Below are 18,892 nucleotides of genomic sequence, written 5' to 3'. Positions count from 1 at the left end.
AACGGCCGGGTGATCTCGCGGGGCAGGAGGTCACGGTGCGGCTGGTGATCCTGCTGTTCGGCCCGCCCGGTGCGGGCAAGTCCACGCTGGCCCGCGAGCTCGTGCGTGAGCACGGCCTCAAGCTGTACGACCGGGATGACCAGCAGTGGACCAGCGAGCGCCAGTTCCGTGCGGCCCTCGCCGCCGTCGGGCGGGCCCGCGACGTGCGCGCCGTGGTGATCCGCTCGGGCTCGACGTCGACGGCCCGGGCCAAGGCAGGCCGCCTCGTGCAGGCCACGCACGGCTACCTCCTCGACCCTGGCCCGGACGTGTGCACGCACCGGGTGCGGGCTCGACGCCGCGGGGACTTCGTGGCCGGCGTACGTGCGGTCTCGACTTGGTACGCCGGCCACGACCTGACGGACCACGTGCCGGCCTGGCCGGGCGAGCTGGAGGACCACGGATCCTGGCGGCCGGTGCGGCTGACGCAGCGCGGCACCTCCTACGCCGAGAAGCGACGCCGCTACGGGTACGCCCACCAGCTCGCGCGCCAGGCGTGGAAGAAGCTGCTGCCCCTGCCGTGCACGGTGTGCGGCAAGACGGTGACCGCGGCGATGGACTGGCACCTAGACCACACCGACGACGGCGCCGGCTACCTCGGCCCGGCGCACGCCTCGTGCAACACGGGAAAGGCCGCGGCGAAGAAGAACAAGCTCGCGTCCGAGGCGACTCGCGCGGCGAACTCGGGCGGTCGCTGGCTGCGGCTCTGACCTCGGAGCGGCCCGATTTTTTCGGAATCCGGGCAGCAGGACACCCCGATCCCACCACAATTTCTCTCCCCGCCTCGGGCCTTCGGTCCCGGGACATGGGATGCGGGACAGTCCCGGGACGGGAGGCGTTCATGCAGGTCAAGCGCCGTTGCGCGATGTGCGCGAAGGAGTTCGAGGCACGCCGCCCGCACGCGCGGTACTGCTCGGACACGTGCCGCAAGCGGGCCCGTCGCGCCGGTGCAGCCGCCGCGCCGGCGCCGTCGGTGCCCGTCGTGGTCGATGGGCCGTCGGGCAGGGCAGCGCGGGCGTGGCTCACGGAGAAGGCCATGGACGCCGCGCGGACGCCGGCCGCCGCCGACCTGCTCGTGGTGGCCGACGCGATCGACACGGCGACGGTGGCGGGGCAGATCCAGTTCGTGGCGGCGCTGGCACGGCAGGCGGCGGCGCTGCGGGCCGAGCTCGAGCCGCGCACCGACGACCCGGAGGGCCAGGAGCAGGCCGGCGGCGGACAGGGGGCACCTGGTGACAGCAGCGGTGATGGAGGCCCCGAGCGTCGATCGTTCGACGCTGCGGCTCTCTGAGGTCGCGCGCCACGTCGTCATCCCCGCGGGCATCGAGCGGAGCCTCTGGTTGGGCTGGGACGGGCAGCCGGGCGTCGAGCAGCGGGTCAGTGAGCTCGGGATCCGGTTCGACCGGTGGCAGGACGGGCTAGCGCAGGCCGAGCTCGGGGTGACCGCCGAGGGCCGGTTCGCGGCCACGGTCGGCGGCATCACGCTGAGCATCCCGCGGCAGGTCGCCAAGACGTTCATGACCATGGTGATCGTCGTCGCCCTGTGCACGATGTTCCCCAACCTGACGGTCCTGTGGACGGCGCACCGCGCGAGGCTGTCCACGCAGACGTTCGGCAAGATGAAGAACCTGGTCCTGTCCAAGCGGGTCCGCCGGCACCTGCGCCCGGGGCGCAACCGCGGCATCCGGAACACCAACGGTGAGCAGGAGATCCGGTTCCGCAACGGGTCGCGGATCATGTTCGGCGCCCGCGAGCACGGGTTCGGATTGGGCTTCGACGAGGTGGACATCGAGGTCTTCGACGAGGCGCAGCGCGTCACGTCGCAGGCGCTGGACGACATGGTGGCCGCCACGAACCAGTCCCGCTGGGAGTACGGGGCGCTCCTGTTCTTCATGGGCACCCCGCCACGCCCGACGGACAACGGCCTGGAGTTCACCAACCGGCGTCGCAAGGCGCTCGCGATCAAGAAGCGCGCGAAGGTCGGGGACTTCGGCGGCGTCGTGCAGGGCGGGAACGCGCTGTACGTGGAGTGCTCGGCCGACCCGGACGTGGGCAAGAAGGACGGCCCGAAGCTCGACGACCGGGCGCAGGTCGAGAAGGCGAACCCGTCCTACCCGCACCGCACCCCGGACATCTCGATCCAGCGGCTGCGGGAGAACCTGACCAACGACGACTCCTGGCGGCGTGAGGGCCTGGGCGTGTGGGACGAGTTCTTCCGCGAGTCGATCTTCCCGAACTGGAACGACCTGCGGACCGACGCCCCGGCGCCGCCGGTCGAGGCGCTCGGCATCATGGCCAGCTTCGACCGGGTGTGGCTGTCCCTGGCGTCGTACGGCGGCGGGCACCTGGCCGCCAACGTGAAGATGCCCTACGTGGCCGGCCGCGAGGCGTTCGTCGACTACGTCGCCCGGGTCGCGCTGGAGCGGAACCTGCCGGTCGCGGTGCAGGAGAAGACCGGCGCCGCGCTGCTCGCGCCGGCGCTGGAGGAGCGGGGCGTGCACGTCGAGCTCGTGCCGTTCGCGGGCATGGTCGTGGCCTGCGACGACCTCGACGAGGCGATCACCCAGAAGACCGTGACCCACGGCGACTACGACGCCCTGAACGCCGCCGTCGGCATGGCCTCGTGGGCCAACGTCGGCAAGCAGCGGGTGATCGATTCCAAGGCCGGCGACGTGTCGATGGTCGAGGCCGCGGCCCTGGCGCGGCACGTCGTGATGGCCGGCCTGGCCGCCGACTACGACCTCGACGAATCCGTCCTGTGACGAAGGGAGACACCCTGTGCGCGCTCGCGTGACTGACGTTCTGGAGCTCACCGGCGGGGTGCTGCTCGTCGCAGCCGCCGCCGTCTGGGCGGCGGCCGTCGCGATCCCCCTCGCGCTGGCCGTGGCCGGCGCCGGCTTGGTCACGTTCTCGTGGCTGCTGACCAACCCCACCGCCCCCGGCCGGGCGCTCGCGGCTCTCCGGGCCGCCGTCGGCCGCCGACGTGCAGCTCGCGCGGCGGTCCGCCGTGCCGCGGCGCGTGATGCCCAGGAGGTGACGGCGTGAGCCTGCTCTTCCAGCCGATGTCGGCCGACGCCACCGAGGACTTCGACCTGTCGCCGGCCGCACGCCGGCACGTGAGCGTCGGGGAGGCGACCCACCTTGGGCCGGTGTTCGCGGCGATCCGCTCGATCGTCGACTACGCCTCGACGCTGCCGGTCGACTTCTACACCGACGGCCCGGGCGGCGTCCGGGAGCGGACCAACTGGCCGCTGCTGGCGCAGAACATCAACGCCGAGGTCGGGTTCTCGAACTGGATCGGGCAGGTGCTGTACGGCATGGTCACGATCGGCAACACGGTCGGGGCGGTGACCGCCGTCGACGCCGAGCGCCGGCCGCTGATGATCGAGCTCGCCGAGTTCTGGTCCGGCGGCGAGGACTCGCCGTGGTTCGTCAACGGGGCGCTCAAGCCGGACTCCCTCGTCGCGCACGTCCCCTGGATCGTCCCGACCGGCAAGAAGCTCGGCCTGTCCCCGATCGCGCACTTCGCCGCCATGGCGCGGGCCGGGCTGTCGGCGCAGGACTACGCCGACGTCGGGCGCGGTGGTGGGATCCCGCCGGCGCACCTGAAGAACACGGCGAAGGTGCTCAACCGCACGCAGGCCGCGAAGATCCAGCAGCAGGCCGCGGCGTCGTTCGCGTCGGGCCTGCCGTTCACCTCCGGCAACGACTGGGACTTGACGGTCCAGACCATCCCGCCGTCGCACGCCCAGTTCATCCAGACGTTGCAGATGACCGCGACGCAGATCGCGGCGATCTACGGGATCGACCCGCGCGAGGTCGGCGGCAGCGCCTCGGACTCCCTGACCTACTCCAACGACGAGTCCCGGGCCCTGAACCGAGGGCACAACATGCGCCCGTACCTGACCCGGGTGGAGACCGCGTTCTCGCGGTGGCTGCCCCGCGGCCAGTACATGAAGTTCAACGTCGGCGCGACGATCCGCGCCGACATCAAGACCCGCACCGACGTCGTCGGCGCGCAGATCGCGGACGGACGCCTCTCGGTCAACGAGGCCCGTGCGCTGGAGGAGCGCGGCCCGGTCCCGGGCGGCGACTTCTACAACATCCCCCGGCCGCCCACGGAGCCGGTCAACCGAACAGGAGATGCCCAGTGACGACCACTGCTGAGCGCCGGTTCACGTCGGTCCGGGTCGAGACCCGTGCCACGGGCACCGACAAGCGCACGATCGGCGGCTACGCCGCGAAGTTCAACACCCTCAGCCGCAACCTCGGCGGCTTCGTCGAGCGCATCGACCCCGCATTCTTCAACAAGAGCCGCGGCGACGGATGGCCCGGCGTCATTGCCCGGTACAACCACGACGACAACCGGCTGCTCGGCACCACCGCCGCCGGCACGCTGCGCCTGGACGTCGACGAGATCGGCCTCGCCTACGACGTCGACACCCCCAAGACCCGCGCGGACGTGTACGAGCTGGTTGAGCGCGGCGACGTCACGCAGAGCTCGTTCGCGTTCGTCACGTTCGAGGACGACTGGTCCCAGACCGACCAGGGCTTCCCGCTGCGCTCGCTGCTGTCCGGCGGCCTGCACGACGTCGCGCCGGTCAACACCCCGGCCTACGACGACACCAGCGTGGGCACCCGCTCGATCGCGGGCGCCATGGTCGGCCCGGGCCCGGCGCTGGAGTCCCTGGCCCGCAAGTTCGACGCCTCCGTCGAGGAGGTGCGTTCGCTCGCGGCGGCCGACGAGCTGCGCCGGTTCTTCCAGCGCACCGACAAGACGGCGCCGGAGGGCATGGCGGTCTCGGCCGCCATGAGCAAGTACATCCGCTGAGTGCCTGACGGCGGGCAGGGAGACACCCACCCGCCCAGGGCCGCACGACAACTGAACATCCGGCAGGGCGACACCCACCGGGACCGAACCACACCACCAAACGTCCCGGGAAGGGGATAGCCATGTCCGCTGCATACATCAAGCAGCTCGAGGAGCTGCGCGACGGCCTCGCCGAGGCCACTGTCGCCGTCATCAACGGCGCCACGAAGGAGGGCCGCAGCCTCCTGACGGCCGACGAGCGCCAGAACCTCGACAACCTGGAGGAGGCTCGGCTGGACGCCGAGAAGCGACTCGCCAAGGCGAAGGAGGCCGAGCAGCGCGCCGCCGACATCGAGGCGTCGTTCCGCAACTCGCCCGAGGGCCGCGAGGCCGAGGGGCGCGGCTCCGCGTCGGACAGCGCGTTCGCGACGTGGATCCGCGAGTCCCGCGCCGGCGAGAAGTACGACGTGCCGATGAACTCGCGCGCGCTCCTGGCCGCCGCCGAGAAGCGCGCGATGAGCATGGGCGGCACCGCCCCGGCCGGCGTGCACAACCAGCTCTGGGAGTACGCCGTCGAGTCGTCCGAGCTGCTCACCTACGTGCAGCTCATGACCACCACGGACGGCAACACCATCCCCATGCCCCGCGCCACCGTGCACGCCGACGTGGACGACGCCGACATCGCACCGAACGGTGCGATCCCCGACAGCGACTCGACGATCAACACGGTGGACCTGTCCGTCGCGAAGCGCGGCTTCAAGACCGCCGTGCCGAACGAGCTGATCGCGGACGCCGCGTTCGACGTCGAGGGGTACGTCGCCCGCAACGCCGGCCGCGCGCTCGGCAACGAGGTCGCCCGCGCGGGCGCCGTCGCGGCGGAGGCCGGGTTCACGGTCACCGGCGTCACGACCCCCGCGGGCGTCCTGACCGGCCTGGGCAACCAGTCCACCGTCGGGCAGGGCTCGGACCTCCTGGTCGACCTGCTGCACTCGGTCATCGCGCCCTACCGGGCCTCGTCCGGCGTCGCGTTCGGCATGTCGGACTCCGCCGCGGCGATCGTCCGCAAGCTCAAGACCTCGACCGGTGAGCCGGTGTGGCAGGACGCGCTCGTCGCGGGCAACCCGGACCTGATCCTGGGCAAGCCCGTCGCGATCGTCCCGCAGTTCGACCCGTTCGCCGCCTCGTCCAAGCCGATCTGGTTCGGCGACTGGAAGGCGCTCGTGGTCCGCATCGCGGGCGGCCTGCGCTTCGAGCGCTCGGCCGAGGCCGGGTTCGGCAACGACCAGACCGTGTTCCGGGCCCTGGTCCGCCGCGGCGCGGTCGCCCTGGACCCGAACGCCGTCAAGGCCCTGGCCACCCCGGCGGCCTGACCCACCCTGGGCGGCCCCTGCGTCCCGCGGGGGCCGCCCCCCGGCCCGTACACCCCTGGACAGACAGGAGAGCACCATGCAGGTACGCATCACGCGCCGCCCGAGCGGGCTGTACAACGGCGCCGCATGGGCCGAGGTCGGCGAGCTCGTCGACCTCCCGGAGATCGTGGCAGAGCCCATGATCGCCGACGGCTTCCTCGAGCTCGTCGACCTCGACGAGGAGGAGCCCGAGCCCACGCCGACGCCCACCCCGACGCCCACGCCCACGCCCACGCCCACGCCGGAGCAGACGCCCGCACCGGAGCCGGCCGCCGGCGACGTCGAGACCGCCACGCCCGACGACACCGCCGAGAAGGCGACCCCGCCGGCCGAGGCCGAGACGTCGACCCCGCCGACCGGCGACGTCGAGACGGCCACGCCGCGGCGCTCGCGCGCGAAGAAGGACTGACCGTGGCGGTGACGGGGGCGGACCTGATTGAGCAGGTCGGCGGTGACCCTGAGGCGGACCTGCCCCTGGCGGACAAGATCGTCGCCCGGGCCGAGCGGTACGTCACGAAGTACCGCGAGGACTCCGAGCCCGACCCGGCCGTCCCCGTCGTCGTCCCGGAGGAGGCCCTGGACGGCGCCCTGCTCGCGTGTGCCGAGGACATCTGGACCCGGACCAAGAGCCAGAACGGCGTCATGCTCACGAACTACGAGGGTGCCGAGGACGGCGGCGTCGTGGTCCGCATCGGCCGCGACCCGCTCGCCCCGGTCCGCCCGCTGCTGGATCCCTGGTACCCGCCGGCGGGCTTCGCATGAGCGCCCCGTACGACCAGCAGAAGGCGCTCGCGGATCTGCTGACGGCCGCCGGCCTGCCGACCACCGCGCAGGTGCCTGAGGTCAGGACGCCGCCGTTCCGGTACGTCCTGACCGGCGGCCCGTGGATCACCTCCGGCCAGACGCTCGGGCAGTGGCGCGCCCACTTCCGTGTCGTGTGCGTGGCCCGCAAGGGCACGAACGAGACGCAGATGTCCGAGCTGGGCGACATGGTCCGCGCGGTGATCCGCGCGGTGAAGGGCTCCCGGTTCGCCGTGACGGCCGACGCCGTCGACGAGCCGGCCGTCATGACCACCGGCGGGACCACGACGCTCGGCGCCGTTGTCAACATCACCACCGCCCTCTCCCGGGCAGAATTCGAGGAGGTACCAGCACCATGACATCCATCAACGGGCGGGACATGGTCCTGCTGATCGACGGGCTCGACCGGTCCGACGAGTGCAGCACGGCGTCGTTCGGCCAGGGCACCAAGCAGACGTTCGCCGACATGCGTGGCAACAAGCCCAAGGTGATCAACCTGACCGTCACGCAGGAGCTCGCCGCGACGTCGCTCTACCGGATGGCGATGGACGCCGACCCGACGCCGGTCGCGGGCGTGATCAAGCCGCTCGGCAACGACGCGCCGTCGGTCACGGCCCCGCACTTCTCGTTCAACGTCAAGCCCGTCGGGATCTCCGGGGACGTGTTCATGGGCGGCGAGGCTGCCGAGGACGCCTCGGAAGACCTGACCGTCGACCTCGTGTGGATCATCAGCGACTGGACCGAGGTGACCGCATGAGCGAGCCCACGACCGAGGCCGGCCCTGTCGTCGAGCAGACCTCCGCGGACTTCTTCGACTCCCTCACGGGGTACGACGAGCACGCGATCCGCAAGGCGTTCGACGGCGCCGTGGTGGGCAAGCTCGGCAAGGAGGACCCGATCCGGTGGATGCGCGCGCTGGCGTTCATCCACTTCCGTCGCACCGGCGAGGGGGATCCGCTGCGCAAGGCGAACGAGCTGCGCGTCGGCGAGCTCACGAACGGCTTCTTCGCCGAGGACGACACCGACACCCCCATGCAGCGCATGCAGCGGGCGCTCGCGGATGTCCTGGACGCCGAGGATCTGGCCGACGCGAAGGCGGCGGTGCGCAAGGCGATGAACCCGACCGGCGGTGGTGCGTCGGGGGAAGCCCGGTAACACCCGAGCGTGAGCTCGCGGTGTGGTGCCGCGCCACGCGGCAGCCGGTCGAGTCCTGGATGCTCCTGACGCGCGCGGAGCGGGCGGCGATGCACGACCTCGCGGTCGAGCTCGCCGAGAAGGAGCAGGCCGAGATCAAGAAGGCCCGGGCGGGCGCCGCCCGGGCACGGTCTGCGAAGGGGGTGCGTCGTGCCCGCTGACGTCCGGATCCAGGGCGTGGAGACCTTCAACAAGCTCGCCAAGGCGCTCAAGACCGTGGACGCCGGCAAGGAGATCCGCAAGGCGCTCCTGGCCAACCTGCGCGCCGCGGCGCAGCCCGTGGCGGACAACATGCGCTCGGCGCTCGCCAAGGCGCTGCCGTCCCGCGGTGGGGCGTCCAAGGCGTTCACCAAGAAGAAGCGGACCCTCGCGGTGCGCAACCGGCTCTCGGACAGCGGGGAGCAGACCGCCGGCGTGCGGATCATCTCGACCGACGACAAGCACGACTACCGATCGCTCGAGGAGCGGGGCGTGCTGCGTCACCCGAAGTGGCCGGGCGACCGGCCGCGGCGGGACTGGCGGTGGGCCGAGCAGAGCGTGCCGACGGCCGGCGTGCTGGAGCGGGAGCTACAGGCGGGCGAGTCGGAGCTGCTGGACGGCGTCGCGGACGCGGTGACCGAGGCGGCGGCGGCGATCGAGCGGGCTATCGAGGGGAGCGTGTGACATGCCGGCATCGGTGCAGTTCGACATCATCGGTAACGACCGGGCGTCGGACGCGTTCGACTCCGCGTCGCGGTCGGCGGACCGGGCAGCGGACCGGTTCAGCTCGGCGGCGGACGAGTCGGTCTCCCGGATCGACCGGGTGGCCGAGGCGGCGGATGGTTCGGCCTCGGCAACGTCGCAGCTCGCCGGTGGTATCGGTGACATCGCGGGCGCGCTGGAGGCTACGGGCCTGATCTCCGAGGGGACCGCGCAGGCGCTGGCGGTCACTGAGGCGTCGATCATGGGTCTGACCGGTGCGGCCGACCTGGCGAACTTCGCCACCGAGAAGCTGCGCCTGGCCCAGGTCGGGCAGAAGGTCGCGACGGTGGCCTCGACGGTGGCGACGAAGGCGGCCACGGTCGCGACGTGGGCGTTCTCCGCGGCGCAGCGCGCCATGCCGATCATCCTGATCGTCACCCTGATCGGGGCGCTCGTGGCGGCGATCATCTGGTTCTTCACGCAGACCGAGGTCGGGCGCGCGATCGTGTCCAAGGCGTGGGCCGGGATTCAGCGGGCCATGGCCGCCGTGACGAACTGGTGGCAGAAGACGGCCTGGCCGGTCATCCGCGCAACCTGGCAGTCGGTGATCGGCTCGTTCAACAACGCGAGAGCGCAGATCGGCCGGATCATGGGCGTGGTCTGGGACGTGATCCGCCGCGTGTGGGCGTGGTCGCCGCTTGGGCTGGTGATCAACAACTGGTCGGCGATCATGGGTTGGCTGTCGCGTGCGCCGGGCCGGATCGCGGGATTCTTCACCTCCCTGCCCGGCCGGATCGGAGGCGCCCTGTCGGGCCTGTTCGACCCGCTGTGGCAGGGCTTCCGCGGCGCGGTCAACAACATCGTGGCCGGGTGGAACCGCCTGTCGTTCACGATCGGTGGCGGGAGCATCGCGGGCATCAGCATCCCGAGCGTGACGCTGTCGACGCCGAACATTCCCTACCTGGCGCGTGGTGGCGACATCCTGCGCGGTGGCGCCGCCGTGGTCGGTGACGCCGGCCCTGAGCTGCTCCAGCTCCCCACGGGCGCCCGTGTGACGCCGCTGACGGGGCAGGGGCCGGCTGAGCCGCAGGAGATCCGCCTGGTGATCGACGGGGCGGCCGGCGGGGACGTGGGCCGGTTCCTGGCCGAGATCCTCGGCAAGTACGTGCGGGTGCAGGGCGGCAACGTGCAGACGGCGATCGTGGGTGCCCGGTGAGCGTCGGCACCCGGGACCTGGTCCTGATCGTGGCCGGCGTCGACCACTCCGCCGCGGTGCTGCGCGCGGCGGTGCGGTCGGTGAGCACGGACTCCGAGTTCGTGTCGTTCCTCGAGGCGCAGCACGGCGGCAAGCGTGACTACCACCTGGCCATGGACCTGTTCCAGGACGTGTCCGGGCTGTCGTTGTGGCGGGTGATCTGGTCGCAGCGCACCGTGACGCTGCCGTTCGAGCTGTGGCCGATGGGTCGCCCGGCTGGCGGGGTGCCCACGGCCACGCAGCCGCGCGCGGTGGGTACGGCCACGGTCGACCACCCCGACGGTGACTTCCTGGGCGGCGAGGCCGACCCGGACCCCGAGGCGCGGATGACCACGGCGGTGGAGTGGCTGTGCGACGAGATGCCCGTGCTGGAGCCGTGAGGGGGGTGCGCTGAATGGTGCTGGAGAAGTCGCCGTTCCCGGACGACTACCTGGGCGTGGACCTGTTCTACGGCGGGGCGTGGCAGCCGCTGGGCGTGGACCTGGACCAGCAGGCCGTCACCGTGGCGCACGGTGCCCGGTCCGAGGGCGGCACCGCCGAGGTGAGCTCGCTGTCGTTCCGGGTGACGAACAGTGCCGGGAAGTACAGCCCGCGCAACCCCACCAGCCCGTTGTACGGCCAGGTGGGCAGGAACACCCCGGCGCGGGCCCGGGTGAGCCTGGGTGCGCCCTGGCTGGACCTGGAGGCGGCCGGGTCGCGTGCCACGACCCCGGACGCCGCGGCGCTGGACATCACCGGGGACCTGGACGTGCGGTGGTGGGGTGCCCGCGACGAGTGGAACTTTGCCGCCGACGGGATCTCGAAGTGGTCGGGGACGGGCAACCAGCGCTCGTGGCTGCTGCGCCTGGAGGCGAACGGCACCCTGGCCCTGTTCTGGACCACGGACGGGGCAACGACACTGGAGGCGCGCTCGCTGGTCCCGATGCCGCCGTGGCCCGGGGAGATCGCGCTGCGCGCCACCCTGGACGTGAACAACGGCGCCGGCGGGCGCACGGCCCGGTTCTACTGGGCGCCGGACCTGAGCGGGCCATGGACGCAGCTCGGACCGGACGTCGTCGCGACCGGCACCACCTCGATCTTCTCCGGCAGCGCGGCGCTGACCGTGGGGCGGGAGCCGACCAGCGCGGCGAGCAACACTCCGGTGCGGGTGCACGGGTGGGAGGTCCGCAACGGCATCGACGGGCCCGTGGTGTCCTCGGCGACGATCGCGAGCAAGGCGATCGGCGCGACGTCGTTCACGGACGACCAGGGGCGCACCTGGACCGTGACCGGTGGCCGGGTCTCGAACACGCACGTGGTGGCGGTGTGCGAGGTGGCCGAGTGGCCGGTCGACTGGGGCCTCAAGGGTGCGCCGTCGGTCATGACCCAGGTACAGGCCAACGGTGTGACCCGCCGACTGGGGCAGGGTGCAGCCGCGGTCGAGTCGGTACTGTTCCGGGCGATCTCCGGGATCTCGTCGGGCATGGTCGCGTACTGGCCGATGGAGGACGGCTCGGCCGCCACGTCGTTCGGTGCGGCCGTCGGGTCGCGGGCCGCGGCGATGGGCGCCGAGGTCACGCCGGCCGCCTACGCGGACTTCCCCGGCTCGGCACCGCTGCCCACGCTCGGCGCGAGCCGGATCCGCGCCGAGGTCGACCCCGCGGCCTCCACCGGAGACATCCAGGTGAGGTGGGTGCAGCGCACTCCCAACGACGCGCTGCCGGTGGCTGAGGTGGTCCTGTGCCGGGTCGAGTTCGCCACGGGCACCATCGGGCAGCTCGACCTGCGCCTGCGGGACAGCGACGGTGCGCTCGGCCTGTTCGGCTACGACTTCGACGGCAACCAGCTCTCCGGCTCGACCTTCTTCGCGGGGGCGAGCTACAAGAACACGTCCCTGCGGCTGAGCATGGAGGCCGAGCAGAACGGCTCGAACGTGGACGCCCGGTGGGTCAAGCTCGCACCGGGCGACGGCAGCGCCCTCGCGGGGAACCTGACCTTCACCGGCCGGACCGTGGGGCGCGTACGCCGCGTGATCATCAACCCGCAGTACCGCTCGCTGCCGAACGTCGCCGTCGGGCACCTGACTGTGGAGAACCAGATCACCTCGATCTTCGACGTGTTCGGGGGTGCGCTGGTCGGCTACCGCGGCGAGCTGGCCAGCAACCGCATGCTGCGCCTGGCCCGCGAGAACGGCGTCGCGATGACGCTGCGCGGCCGCGGCGCGGCGGCCCTGGGCGAGCAGCAGGAGGAGACGCTCCTGGACCTGCTCGCGGAATCTGCCGCAGCCGATGGCGGGATGCTGCACGACAACCCCCGCGCCCTCGGGCTGCGCTACCGCCTGCTGCGCGCCATGGGTGACCAGCCGCCGGCGGCGACCATCCCCTACACCGACAACCTCGTGGCGCCGTTCACACCGACCGACGACGACGGCCTGACTCGCAACCGGGTCACCGTCGAGCGCCCGGCCGGCACCAAGATCACGCACGAGCTCACCAGCGGACCCATGTCGATCCAGCCGCCGCCCACGGGCGTCGGCATCTACGACACGTCGCTGACCCTCAACCTCGACACCGACGAGCTAGTCGACCGCACCTCGGCCTGGCTGCTGCACGTCGGCACATGGGACGAGGCCCGGTACCCCACGCTCGGCGTCGACCTGGCCCACCCCTACCTCCTGGGGAACCCGGGCCTGACCCGCCGCCTGCTGGCCCTGGCGCCCGGGGACCGCCTGGTCATCACCGACCCGCCCCCGTGGCTCCCCCCGCGGGCGGTCGACGTGCTCGTCATGGGCGTACAGCTGGAGATCTCCCCGCTGCACCTACGCCTGCGGTGGACGTGCGTGCCGGCCCGGCCCTACCGCGTCGGGTACTGGAGCGCCGGCCACCGCTGGAGCGCCGCCGGGACTGTCACCAGCGGCTCGCTGAGCGCCACCGCGACCACCATCCCCATCACGCCCCCGGCCGGCGTCACCTGGACCCACGTCGACGGCGACTACGACATCACGATCGGCGGCGAGGTCATGACCGTCACGGCCGTCTCCGGCAACACGCTCACCGTCACCCGCTCGGTCAACGGCGTCGTCAAGACGCACGCCACGGGAAGCCCGGTCGAGCTGACCGAGCCCTCGTTCTACTCGCGATAGGAGCAAGCACACATGGCGATCCAGGCAGGCGCGCTCATCGACGTCGCCGACTTCGGCGACACCGGGTGGCAGGACGACGGCATCGTCTGGGGCACCAACTGGGAAGACTTCCAGCCCTCCATCGCGAACAACCACGTCGAATACCGGATCAAGAGCGGCATGGTCGAGTGGCGCGGCCTGGTCCGCCGCTCCGCCAGCCTGTCCGGCGGAGCCAGCAACTTCACCATGTTCACGGTGCCGACCGACCTCATGCCGATCCGGCAGAAGATCGTGTTCTGCGGCACCTCGATCACCCAGACGACCGGCGCCGCCTCGGCCGGCACCGCCCACACCCACGACGTGGTCAACAAGGCGGACATGGGCGCCGTCGTCCGCGTGACCCTGAACCCGAACGGCGAAGTGGGCATCTCGACCGCGCCCGGGATGCCGATGGCAGCCGGCAACTGGGTCACCCTGTCCGACATCCCGCCCTACTCGGTGGACTGACCATGCCCGAAGTCCCCGCATGGCTCACCGCCCTCACGGCGCTCGCGGGCGCCGTCGCAACGCTGTTGACGACGCGGTACACGCGCATGGCCCGGGTCGAGCGCCGGCAGGACGTCCTGGAGTACCGCAACCGGCGTCTGTGGGTGTACTGCCGCCAGCTCATGGACCACATCTACCGCGGCGAGCCGCCGCCCCCGCCGCCGTGGCCCGACGACATCGACGACCCACCCGACCACAAGGGAGCCTGACCATGACCGTAGCCACCGCAACCCGCGCCCGGTGGGGCGCCCGCTACTCCGACGGAGACCTCGACCTGCACACGCCGGCGCTGGAAGTCTTCGTGCACCACTCGGTGACCCCGACCCTCTCGCCGTCCGCATCGATCGAGGAGGAGTGCGCCCAGATGCGCGCCCTGGAGTCGATCGGCCAGTCCCGGTTCGGCACCGGGATCTCGTACAACGCGATCGTGTTCCCCTCGGGCCGGCCGTACCAGGGCGTGAGCTGGGACCGCCGCGGCACCCACACCGGAGGCCGCAACAGCACCGTGCGCTCGATCTGCTTCGCGGGGAACTTCGAGACCAACCGGCCCACCGACGCCGCGCTCGCCACCGCCTCGCAGATCTACCACGGCGGCAAGGGCGACCTGTGGATCGCGTCCGCGCCGCTGCGCGGACACCGCGACGTCTCGCAGACCGCATGCCCTGGGAAGAACCTGTACGCCAAGCTCGGCGTGATCCGCTCCGGCGAGCTGCTCGACGACCGGCCCACCACACCGGCCGCACCGTCCAAGCCCGCCAAGCCCGGTCTCCTGGTCGTCGACGGCGCGTGGGGCACGGCCACCACCCGCCGTCTTCAGCAGGAGCTCGGCACCCCGGTGGACGGCGTCGTGTCCTCACAGCCGGCCGTCTGGCGCGCGACGTCACCCGGCCTGACCACCGGATGGGACTGGGACGCCACCCCGAACGGCTCCCGCATGATCTCCGAGCTCCAGGAGCTCCTGCGCGTCGACCGCGACGGGAAGATCGGCCCGCAGACCATCAGCGCCTTGCAGCGCCGCCTCGGCACGGCCGTCGACGGCGTCATCTCCCGCGAGTCGCGGGCCGTCATGGCGCTCCAGCACCGCCTCAACGCAGGAAGGATCTGACATGACCACCCCCACCATCCGCACGGCGCTCGCGGAGGTCGTCGAGCTCATCCCGCGCAAGGTGCGCACGGCGCTCTACGTGGCCGCCGTCGTCGTCGGGGCGCTCGCGCTCGCCGCGCAGCGCCTGGTCCCGATCTGGGTTCCCGAGCTCGACGCCCGGGTCGACGCCACAGTCGCCGACGTCACGGCCGGCGCCCTGTTCCTGCTCGGCGCACTGGGCACCGCGTACCGGCCCACGCGCACCGACCAGGCGCTGTCGCCCGTGGAAGACGCCTACGAGGCCGTGTACGCGCAGGAGGCGCAGGCCCGGGCCGTCGCCACGTTGAAGGGTGCCGGGTTCGGCCACGCGGAGGCGGTGGACGCAGTGCAGTCCGGTGACCTTCGCCGCCTCACGGGCGCCCAGGACGACGCCTGATGGGCCGCCACCCGGCCGTGCAGGCCGTCCTGCGCTGGTTCGAGTTCGAGCACCTGCGCCCGGGCCCGCCGCGCGACACGTCGCGGATGTTCCACGCGCTGGCGCACGAGCTCGCCGACCGGCTCCCCGGTGACCCGGAGACGACCGTCGCCCTGCGTCACCTTCTGGACGCCAAGGATGCCGCCGTGCGGGCGACCATCGCGGGCATGGAGACGCCTACGGGGTGAGTGTCAGACCCTCGGTGTAGCGTCGTCCTGTTCCTGCGCCGAACCGGGCCAGCGGGTTTCTGGATGTCTCGCTCCGGGCACAGCCCCCTCTGGGGGTGGTCACTCGACATCCGGCAGGAGTGCAGCGCTCGCCGGCGTGGCGCTGCCTGTGGAGAGCGCCGGCCTTGCGCCCCCGCCGTCTTCGGACGGCGGGGGCGCTTTCGCATGTCCGCACCGAGCGAATGGGAACGCGTGTTCGAACATGGTGCACACTGGTGCCATGGGAGACGAGCTGAGCCCGACGCAGGCTGAGGCCCGCCGTCAGCTGCGCGAGCGGATGGTGCACGGGCAGAAGCTGATCGCGCACCAGGGCTTCCCGCCCCGCACCCGCATGCTGCCCCGGCCGATACCTACGCGGTGCACGGCCCGCGCCTACGACGGCACCCTGGTCACGGTCGTAGGAGAGGTGGTCGGCATCGCCGGCCCCTGGCGGGTGTTCGTCGCCGACTATCCCGGCTGGGGGACGTGGACCGCCACCGTGCACGTCGACACCTGCGAGTACCTCGACCGGTAGGGCGTGGACGGCCACGCGCGCGATCAGCTCAGCAGTGACCACAGGGCGCTCGCGGCGCCGTCCTCGTCGAGGCTTCCGGTGCGGCGGTCGGCCACCCCGATGACGAAGGGGTCGGCGTGCCCCATGGCGACACCGTCGGCCGCCCACTGGATCATCTCGACGTCGTTCGGGCCGTCGCCCATGGCCATGGTGTTGTGGCTCGCGACGCCGAGCGTCTCGCGGACCTTCTCCAGCGCGGTGGCCTTGGAGATTCCGGGGGCGGTGACGTCGACCCAGTCGAGGCGTGTGGCGATCGCGGTGAAGCCGTAGGCGAGCAGGGCGGGCACGATCCGGTGTGCGTCGGGGCCATGGAACGCGATGCGGGGCGTTGCGTTGGCGACGAATTCCGACAGCGGGCGGGCGTACTGCGGGCCGTTGAGCGCGCCCGTGGGGAACGGGTTGTTGACGCGCCAGCCGGCGCCGGGGATCTCGGCAGCGATCAGCAGCGCGGGAGACTGCCCGAGGGCGACGCGCATCGCGAGCTCGGCGTCGACATCGTGCTGCTCGACGATCTGGTAGCTGTGGCTGAGCAGGTGCGCGGTGATCGCCCCGTTGCTCGCGACGATCCACACGTCGTCGAGCCCGAGGTCTACCCCGACGGGCACCGCCCCGATCAGCGACCGGCCCGTAGCCAGGACGAAGCGGTGGCCGGCGCCCAGCACCGCGTTGACCGCCTGACGGACTGCGGGCGATGCCGTGGAGCCGGTGCGCAGCAGGGTGCCGTCGATGTCGGAGGCGATGAGCCGGGCGGTTCCGGGCGTCGCGTCGGTCTGGAGCGTCATGGATTCAGGGAAGCAGTTGACGGCGTGCAATCCCATGGGATTGCACATGCGGATGCAATCGGGGGGTGCCGTTTGCACCACGGCGGGTGATTGCCTGGGATCGTCACCCGGTGCGAGACTCCGGGTGTCGGTATCCACTCAGCAGCTCCACCCGACTCACCGGAGGAACGATGGACCTCGAATTCATGTGGAAGGACGGCAACTCCAACGTCACGGAGTGCCCCGCCCTGTACAAGACCGACGGCGGCTACGTCGTCCAGGGCGTCAAGCTCGACGACACGACCCGCGCGCAGCTCCGCCAGGTCGGCGCCGACGAAGACGCGGTGTTCGTCCCGGCCAACGTCCTCGACCGGCTGAAGGGTGAGCTGTAGGGGTGCAGGCGATTACAGGCGGCGAGTTCGGGCACTACATGCGGACCTTCGAGACCTCGGCGTTCCGGCTGGAGCAACAGCCGGGGTACGCGGTCGACTACGAGGCCGAGCAGTTCGCCGCGTTCCGCGCCGGCGACGTGCGTGACCCGCGCGAGATGCCCGAGTTCGCCGCCTGGCTCCCCACAGTGGCCCAGTACCTGGCCGAGGGCCGCCGGATCGAGCGCGTCCGGATCCACCAGGTGCCGCCGACCGACTATCAGCGCTGGACCCGGTACGTGGGGCAGTGGAACGTCGAGGCCGGCGAGGTCATCCACTACGCCACGGTCGACCAGGCGCAGCAGGTTGGTCTCCTGCCGGAGGCGGGCCCGTATGACTGGTGGTTGCTCGACGACGCCCGCATCCTGCGCATGACCTTCGACGAGGACAACGTCTGCATCGCCCGGCACCTGCTCACCGACGAGGCGTCGCTGGAGCGCGCCCGGACGTGGCGAGAGCTGGCGATCCGCGCCGCGGGAGGCTGACGTGTCCCCGCGCCAGGCCGGCGCCGATCACCTGGAGGCGATCGGACGCCGGCTGCGTGCGTTGCGGGAGGGTGCAGAGCTCGAAGGCAAGGATCTCGCCGCCCGGCTCGGCTGGTCGGCATCGAAGGTGAGCCGGCTCGAGCTGGCACGGCAGGGCATCTCGCCCGCCGACATAGCAGCATGGGTCGCAGCCACCCAGGGGACACCGGACGAGCGGGCCCAGTTGCTCGGGCTCCTGGACCAGGCCCGCGAGGAGGAGCACACCCTGCGCCGCCGTGCCCGCCACGGGCAGGCCGCGATCCAGGCCGGGTACAACACCCTGATCGAGAGGGCCTCGCTCATCCGCCTCTTCCAGACCGCCGTCGTCCCCGGCCTGCTCCAGACCCCGGAGTACGCGCGCGTGATCCTCACTGCGGCACAGCGACAGCTACAGCTCTCCGTCGAGGACATCGACGCCGCAGTCGCGACCCGGATGGAACGCCAGAAGTACCTGTACAGCGGCCGTCGCTTCGAGCTCCTGATCGCCGAGCCCGTGCTGCGCTGGGGGATCGTCCCGCCGGCAGTCATGCGCGACCAGATCGACCGCCTGCACGGCGCCATCGGCCTCGCCAACGTCCGGCTCGGGATCCTGCCGCTCGGCGCCCCGCTGGAGCTCGTGCCGCTGCACACGTTCGCGATGTACGACGACCTCGTCTGCGTCGAGACCTTCGGCCGGGAGCACCGGTACACCGGCTCCGAGGCCGAGACCTACGCCGCGGCGTTCGACACGCTCTGGTCGTCGGCCGCGACCGGGCACGAGGCGCGACGCCTCCTGGTGCGGCTCGCCGACGCCCTCTCCGGCGCCACCAACCAGCCCGAACAGGCCCCCGTTCGCCACTGACCCGCACGGTGCGCGAACGCATCCGTGCAGGTCAGCGCGTCGGTCTCTGCGCCACATCTGCGCCATTCACAGTCGGATCGATGGTCAAGAAATCCTCAAATGACCAGGTCAGACACGGTGGGCCCCCCGGGGATCGAACCCGGAACCCGCGGATTAAAAGTCCG

Annotated in this window: 27 protein-coding genes; 26 read left to right on the top strand and 1 reads right to left on the bottom strand. The window is 71.7% G+C overall.

Going from position 1 to position 18,892, the window contains the following annotated elements; genetic code table 11:
- Positions 1-35 precede the first annotated feature (35 nt).
- The 23 genes from ACIBBF_RS25675 (at position 36) to ACIBBF_RS25565 (ending at position 16,135) form a co-directional block, all read left to right on the top strand.
- A complete protein-coding gene (locus ACIBBF_RS25675) occupies positions 36-749 on the top strand; it encodes an AAA family ATPase (protein WP_397419123.1) in 714 nt (237 codons plus the stop codon).
- A gap of 131 nt (positions 750-880) precedes the next feature.
- Positions 881-1,330, top strand: a complete 450-nt coding sequence (locus ACIBBF_RS25670) for a hypothetical protein (protein ID WP_397419121.1) — start codon at positions 881-883, stop codon at positions 1,328-1,330.
- Entirely contained in the window at positions 1,272-2,801 is a 1,530-nt protein-coding gene (locus ACIBBF_RS25665; RefSeq protein ID WP_397419119.1) for a hypothetical protein, read from the top strand. The genes ACIBBF_RS25670 and ACIBBF_RS25665 overlap by 59 nt, the downstream gene beginning before the upstream one ends.
- 28 nt (positions 2,802-2,829) lie before the next feature.
- The gene (locus tag ACIBBF_RS25660) at positions 2,830-3,084 is read left to right on the top strand and encodes a hypothetical protein (protein WP_397419118.1); all 255 of its coding nucleotides are present in this window, start codon (positions 2,830-2,832) and stop codon (positions 3,082-3,084) included.
- Positions 3,081-4,193, top strand: a complete 1,113-nt coding sequence (locus tag ACIBBF_RS25655; RefSeq protein WP_397419116.1) for a phage portal protein — start codon at positions 3,081-3,083, stop codon at positions 4,191-4,193. The genes ACIBBF_RS25660 and ACIBBF_RS25655 overlap by 4 nt, the downstream gene beginning before the upstream one ends.
- A complete protein-coding gene (locus tag ACIBBF_RS25650) occupies positions 4,190-4,870 on the top strand; it encodes an HK97 family phage prohead protease (protein ID WP_397419114.1) in 681 nt (226 codons plus the stop codon). Before ACIBBF_RS25655 ends, ACIBBF_RS25650 begins: the two co-directional genes overlap by 4 nt.
- 122 nt (positions 4,871-4,992) lie before the next feature.
- Positions 4,993-6,219: a phage major capsid protein gene (locus tag ACIBBF_RS25645; protein ID WP_397419112.1), complete on the top strand. Its 1,227-nt coding sequence runs from the start codon at positions 4,993-4,995 to the stop codon at positions 6,217-6,219.
- A 76-nt stretch (positions 6,220-6,295) separates the two neighbouring features.
- Entirely contained in the window at positions 6,296-6,667 is a 372-nt protein-coding gene (locus ACIBBF_RS25640; RefSeq protein WP_397419110.1) for a hypothetical protein, read from the top strand.
- A 2-nt stretch (positions 6,668-6,669) separates the two neighbouring features.
- A complete protein-coding gene (locus ACIBBF_RS25635) occupies positions 6,670-7,020 on the top strand; it encodes a hypothetical protein (protein WP_397419108.1) in 351 nt (116 codons plus the stop codon).
- On the top strand, positions 7,017-7,418 hold the full coding sequence (locus ACIBBF_RS25630; protein WP_397419106.1) for a hypothetical protein: 402 nt from the start codon (positions 7,017-7,019) through the stop codon (positions 7,416-7,418). The genes ACIBBF_RS25635 and ACIBBF_RS25630 overlap by 4 nt, the downstream gene beginning before the upstream one ends.
- Entirely contained in the window at positions 7,415-7,816 is a 402-nt protein-coding gene (locus tag ACIBBF_RS25625) for a hypothetical protein (protein WP_397419104.1), read from the top strand. Before ACIBBF_RS25630 ends, ACIBBF_RS25625 begins: the two co-directional genes overlap by 4 nt.
- Positions 7,813-8,214, top strand: a complete 402-nt coding sequence (locus ACIBBF_RS25620) for a hypothetical protein (RefSeq protein WP_397419102.1) — start codon at positions 7,813-7,815, stop codon at positions 8,212-8,214. Before ACIBBF_RS25625 ends, ACIBBF_RS25620 begins: the two co-directional genes overlap by 4 nt.
- Positions 8,215-8,273: 59 nt before the next feature.
- Positions 8,274-8,414, top strand: coding sequence for a hypothetical protein (locus ACIBBF_RS25615; protein ID WP_397419100.1), 141 nt, complete (start codon positions 8,274-8,276; stop codon positions 8,412-8,414).
- The gene (locus ACIBBF_RS25610; RefSeq protein WP_397419098.1) at positions 8,404-8,916 is read left to right on the top strand and encodes a hypothetical protein; all 513 of its coding nucleotides are present in this window, start codon (positions 8,404-8,406) and stop codon (positions 8,914-8,916) included. The genes ACIBBF_RS25615 and ACIBBF_RS25610 overlap by 11 nt, the downstream gene beginning before the upstream one ends.
- A gap of 1 nt (position 8,917) precedes the next feature.
- Positions 8,918-10,150, top strand: a complete 1,233-nt coding sequence (locus ACIBBF_RS25605; protein WP_397419096.1) for a hypothetical protein — start codon at positions 8,918-8,920, stop codon at positions 10,148-10,150.
- Positions 10,147-10,569: a hypothetical protein gene (locus tag ACIBBF_RS25600; RefSeq protein WP_397419094.1), complete on the top strand. Its 423-nt coding sequence runs from the start codon at positions 10,147-10,149 to the stop codon at positions 10,567-10,569. Before ACIBBF_RS25605 ends, ACIBBF_RS25600 begins: the two co-directional genes overlap by 4 nt.
- Before the next feature lie 14 nt (positions 10,570-10,583).
- On the top strand, positions 10,584-13,310 hold the full coding sequence (locus ACIBBF_RS25595) for a hypothetical protein (protein WP_397419092.1): 2,727 nt from the start codon (positions 10,584-10,586) through the stop codon (positions 13,308-13,310).
- Positions 13,311-13,322: 12 nt separating this feature from the next.
- The gene (locus tag ACIBBF_RS25590) at positions 13,323-13,796 is read left to right on the top strand and encodes a hypothetical protein (RefSeq protein WP_397419090.1); all 474 of its coding nucleotides are present in this window, start codon (positions 13,323-13,325) and stop codon (positions 13,794-13,796) included.
- A gap of 2 nt (positions 13,797-13,798) precedes the next feature.
- Complete coding sequence (locus ACIBBF_RS25585) at positions 13,799-14,044, top strand: hypothetical protein (protein WP_397419088.1); 246 nt, start codon at positions 13,799-13,801, stop codon at positions 14,042-14,044.
- Between the two features lie 2 nt (positions 14,045-14,046).
- A complete protein-coding gene (locus tag ACIBBF_RS25580; RefSeq protein ID WP_397419086.1) occupies positions 14,047-14,940 on the top strand; it encodes a peptidoglycan-binding domain-containing protein in 894 nt (297 codons plus the stop codon).
- 1 nt (position 14,941) lies between these two features.
- Positions 14,942-15,355, top strand: a complete 414-nt coding sequence (locus ACIBBF_RS25575) for a hypothetical protein (RefSeq protein ID WP_397419084.1) — start codon at positions 14,942-14,944, stop codon at positions 15,353-15,355.
- A complete protein-coding gene (locus tag ACIBBF_RS25570) occupies positions 15,355-15,582 on the top strand; it encodes a hypothetical protein (RefSeq protein WP_397419082.1) in 228 nt (75 codons plus the stop codon). Before ACIBBF_RS25575 ends, ACIBBF_RS25570 begins: the two co-directional genes overlap by 1 nt.
- A gap of 259 nt (positions 15,583-15,841) precedes the next feature.
- Complete coding sequence (locus ACIBBF_RS25565) at positions 15,842-16,135, top strand: hypothetical protein (RefSeq protein WP_397419080.1); 294 nt, start codon at positions 15,842-15,844, stop codon at positions 16,133-16,135.
- A 23-nt stretch (positions 16,136-16,158) separates the two neighbouring features.
- Here ACIBBF_RS25565 and ACIBBF_RS25560 read toward each other — a convergent pair whose 3' ends face one another.
- A complete protein-coding gene (locus tag ACIBBF_RS25560) occupies positions 16,159-16,956 on the bottom strand; it encodes an HAD family hydrolase (protein WP_397419078.1) in 798 nt (265 codons plus the stop codon).
- 170 nt (positions 16,957-17,126) lie between these two features.
- On the opposite strand from ACIBBF_RS25560, the gene ACIBBF_RS25555 reads away from it, so the two are divergent.
- From ACIBBF_RS25555 to ACIBBF_RS25545, 3 genes are read left to right on the top strand one after another with little or no spacing between them, the layout of a single operon-like run.
- Positions 17,127-17,327 carry a hypothetical protein gene (locus ACIBBF_RS25555; RefSeq protein WP_397419076.1) on the top strand — a complete coding sequence of 67 codons (201 nt, stop codon included), beginning with the start codon at positions 17,127-17,129 and terminating at the stop codon, positions 17,325-17,327.
- A 2-nt stretch (positions 17,328-17,329) separates the two neighbouring features.
- A complete protein-coding gene (locus tag ACIBBF_RS25550; protein ID WP_397419074.1) occupies positions 17,330-17,848 on the top strand; it encodes a DUF6879 family protein in 519 nt (172 codons plus the stop codon).
- Position 17,849: 1 nt separating this feature from the next.
- Positions 17,850-18,728, top strand: a complete 879-nt coding sequence (locus ACIBBF_RS25545) for a helix-turn-helix domain-containing protein (RefSeq protein ID WP_397419072.1) — start codon at positions 17,850-17,852, stop codon at positions 18,726-18,728.
- Positions 18,729-18,892: the final 164 nt, after the last annotated feature.

The organism is Promicromonospora sp. NPDC050880, assembly GCF_044456525.1.
GTDB lineage: Bacteria > Actinomycetota > Actinomycetes > Actinomycetales > Cellulomonadaceae > Promicromonospora.
The sequence above is the reverse complement of the archived record's forward strand: the minus strand, read 5'-3'. Positions and strand labels throughout refer to the sequence as shown.

Excerpts from the sequence above, each read along its gene's own strand:
- ACIBBF_RS25670 (WP_397419121.1), top strand. The coding sequence starts at position 881 with ATGCAGGTCAAGCGCCGTTGCGCGATGTGCGCGAAGGAGTTCGAGGCA.
- ACIBBF_RS25645 (WP_397419112.1), top strand. The coding sequence starts at position 4,993 with ATGTCCGCTGCATACATCAAGCAGCTCGAGGAGCTGCGCGACGGCCTC.
- ACIBBF_RS25640 (WP_397419110.1), top strand. The coding sequence starts at position 6,296 with ATGCAGGTACGCATCACGCGCCGCCCGAGCGGGCTGTACAACGGCGCC.
- ACIBBF_RS25630 (WP_397419106.1), top strand. The coding sequence starts at position 7,017 with ATGAGCGCCCCGTACGACCAGCAGAAGGCGCTCGCGGATCTGCTGACG.
- ACIBBF_RS25625 (WP_397419104.1), top strand. The coding sequence starts at position 7,415 with ATGACATCCATCAACGGGCGGGACATGGTCCTGCTGATCGACGGGCTC.
- ACIBBF_RS25620 (WP_397419102.1), top strand. The coding sequence starts at position 7,813 with ATGAGCGAGCCCACGACCGAGGCCGGCCCTGTCGTCGAGCAGACCTCC.
- ACIBBF_RS25615 (WP_397419100.1), top strand. The coding sequence starts at position 8,274 with ATGCTCCTGACGCGCGCGGAGCGGGCGGCGATGCACGACCTCGCGGTC.
- ACIBBF_RS25605 (WP_397419096.1), top strand. The coding sequence starts at position 8,918 with ATGCCGGCATCGGTGCAGTTCGACATCATCGGTAACGACCGGGCGTCG.
- ACIBBF_RS25595 (WP_397419092.1), top strand. The coding sequence starts at position 10,584 with ATGGTGCTGGAGAAGTCGCCGTTCCCGGACGACTACCTGGGCGTGGAC.
- ACIBBF_RS25590 (WP_397419090.1), top strand. The coding sequence starts at position 13,323 with ATGGCGATCCAGGCAGGCGCGCTCATCGACGTCGCCGACTTCGGCGAC.
- ACIBBF_RS25585 (WP_397419088.1), top strand. The coding sequence starts at position 13,799 with ATGCCCGAAGTCCCCGCATGGCTCACCGCCCTCACGGCGCTCGCGGGC.
- ACIBBF_RS25580 (WP_397419086.1), top strand. The coding sequence starts at position 14,047 with ATGACCGTAGCCACCGCAACCCGCGCCCGGTGGGGCGCCCGCTACTCC.
- ACIBBF_RS25575 (WP_397419084.1), top strand. The coding sequence starts at position 14,942 with ATGACCACCCCCACCATCCGCACGGCGCTCGCGGAGGTCGTCGAGCTC.
- ACIBBF_RS25570 (WP_397419082.1), top strand. The coding sequence starts at position 15,355 with ATGGGCCGCCACCCGGCCGTGCAGGCCGTCCTGCGCTGGTTCGAGTTC.
- ACIBBF_RS25565 (WP_397419080.1), top strand. The coding sequence starts at position 15,842 with ATGGGAGACGAGCTGAGCCCGACGCAGGCTGAGGCCCGCCGTCAGCTG.
- ACIBBF_RS25560 (WP_397419078.1), bottom strand. The coding sequence starts at position 16,956 with ATGACGCTCCAGACCGACGCGACGCCCGGAACCGCCCGGCTCATCGCC.
- ACIBBF_RS25555 (WP_397419076.1), top strand. The coding sequence starts at position 17,127 with ATGGACCTCGAATTCATGTGGAAGGACGGCAACTCCAACGTCACGGAG.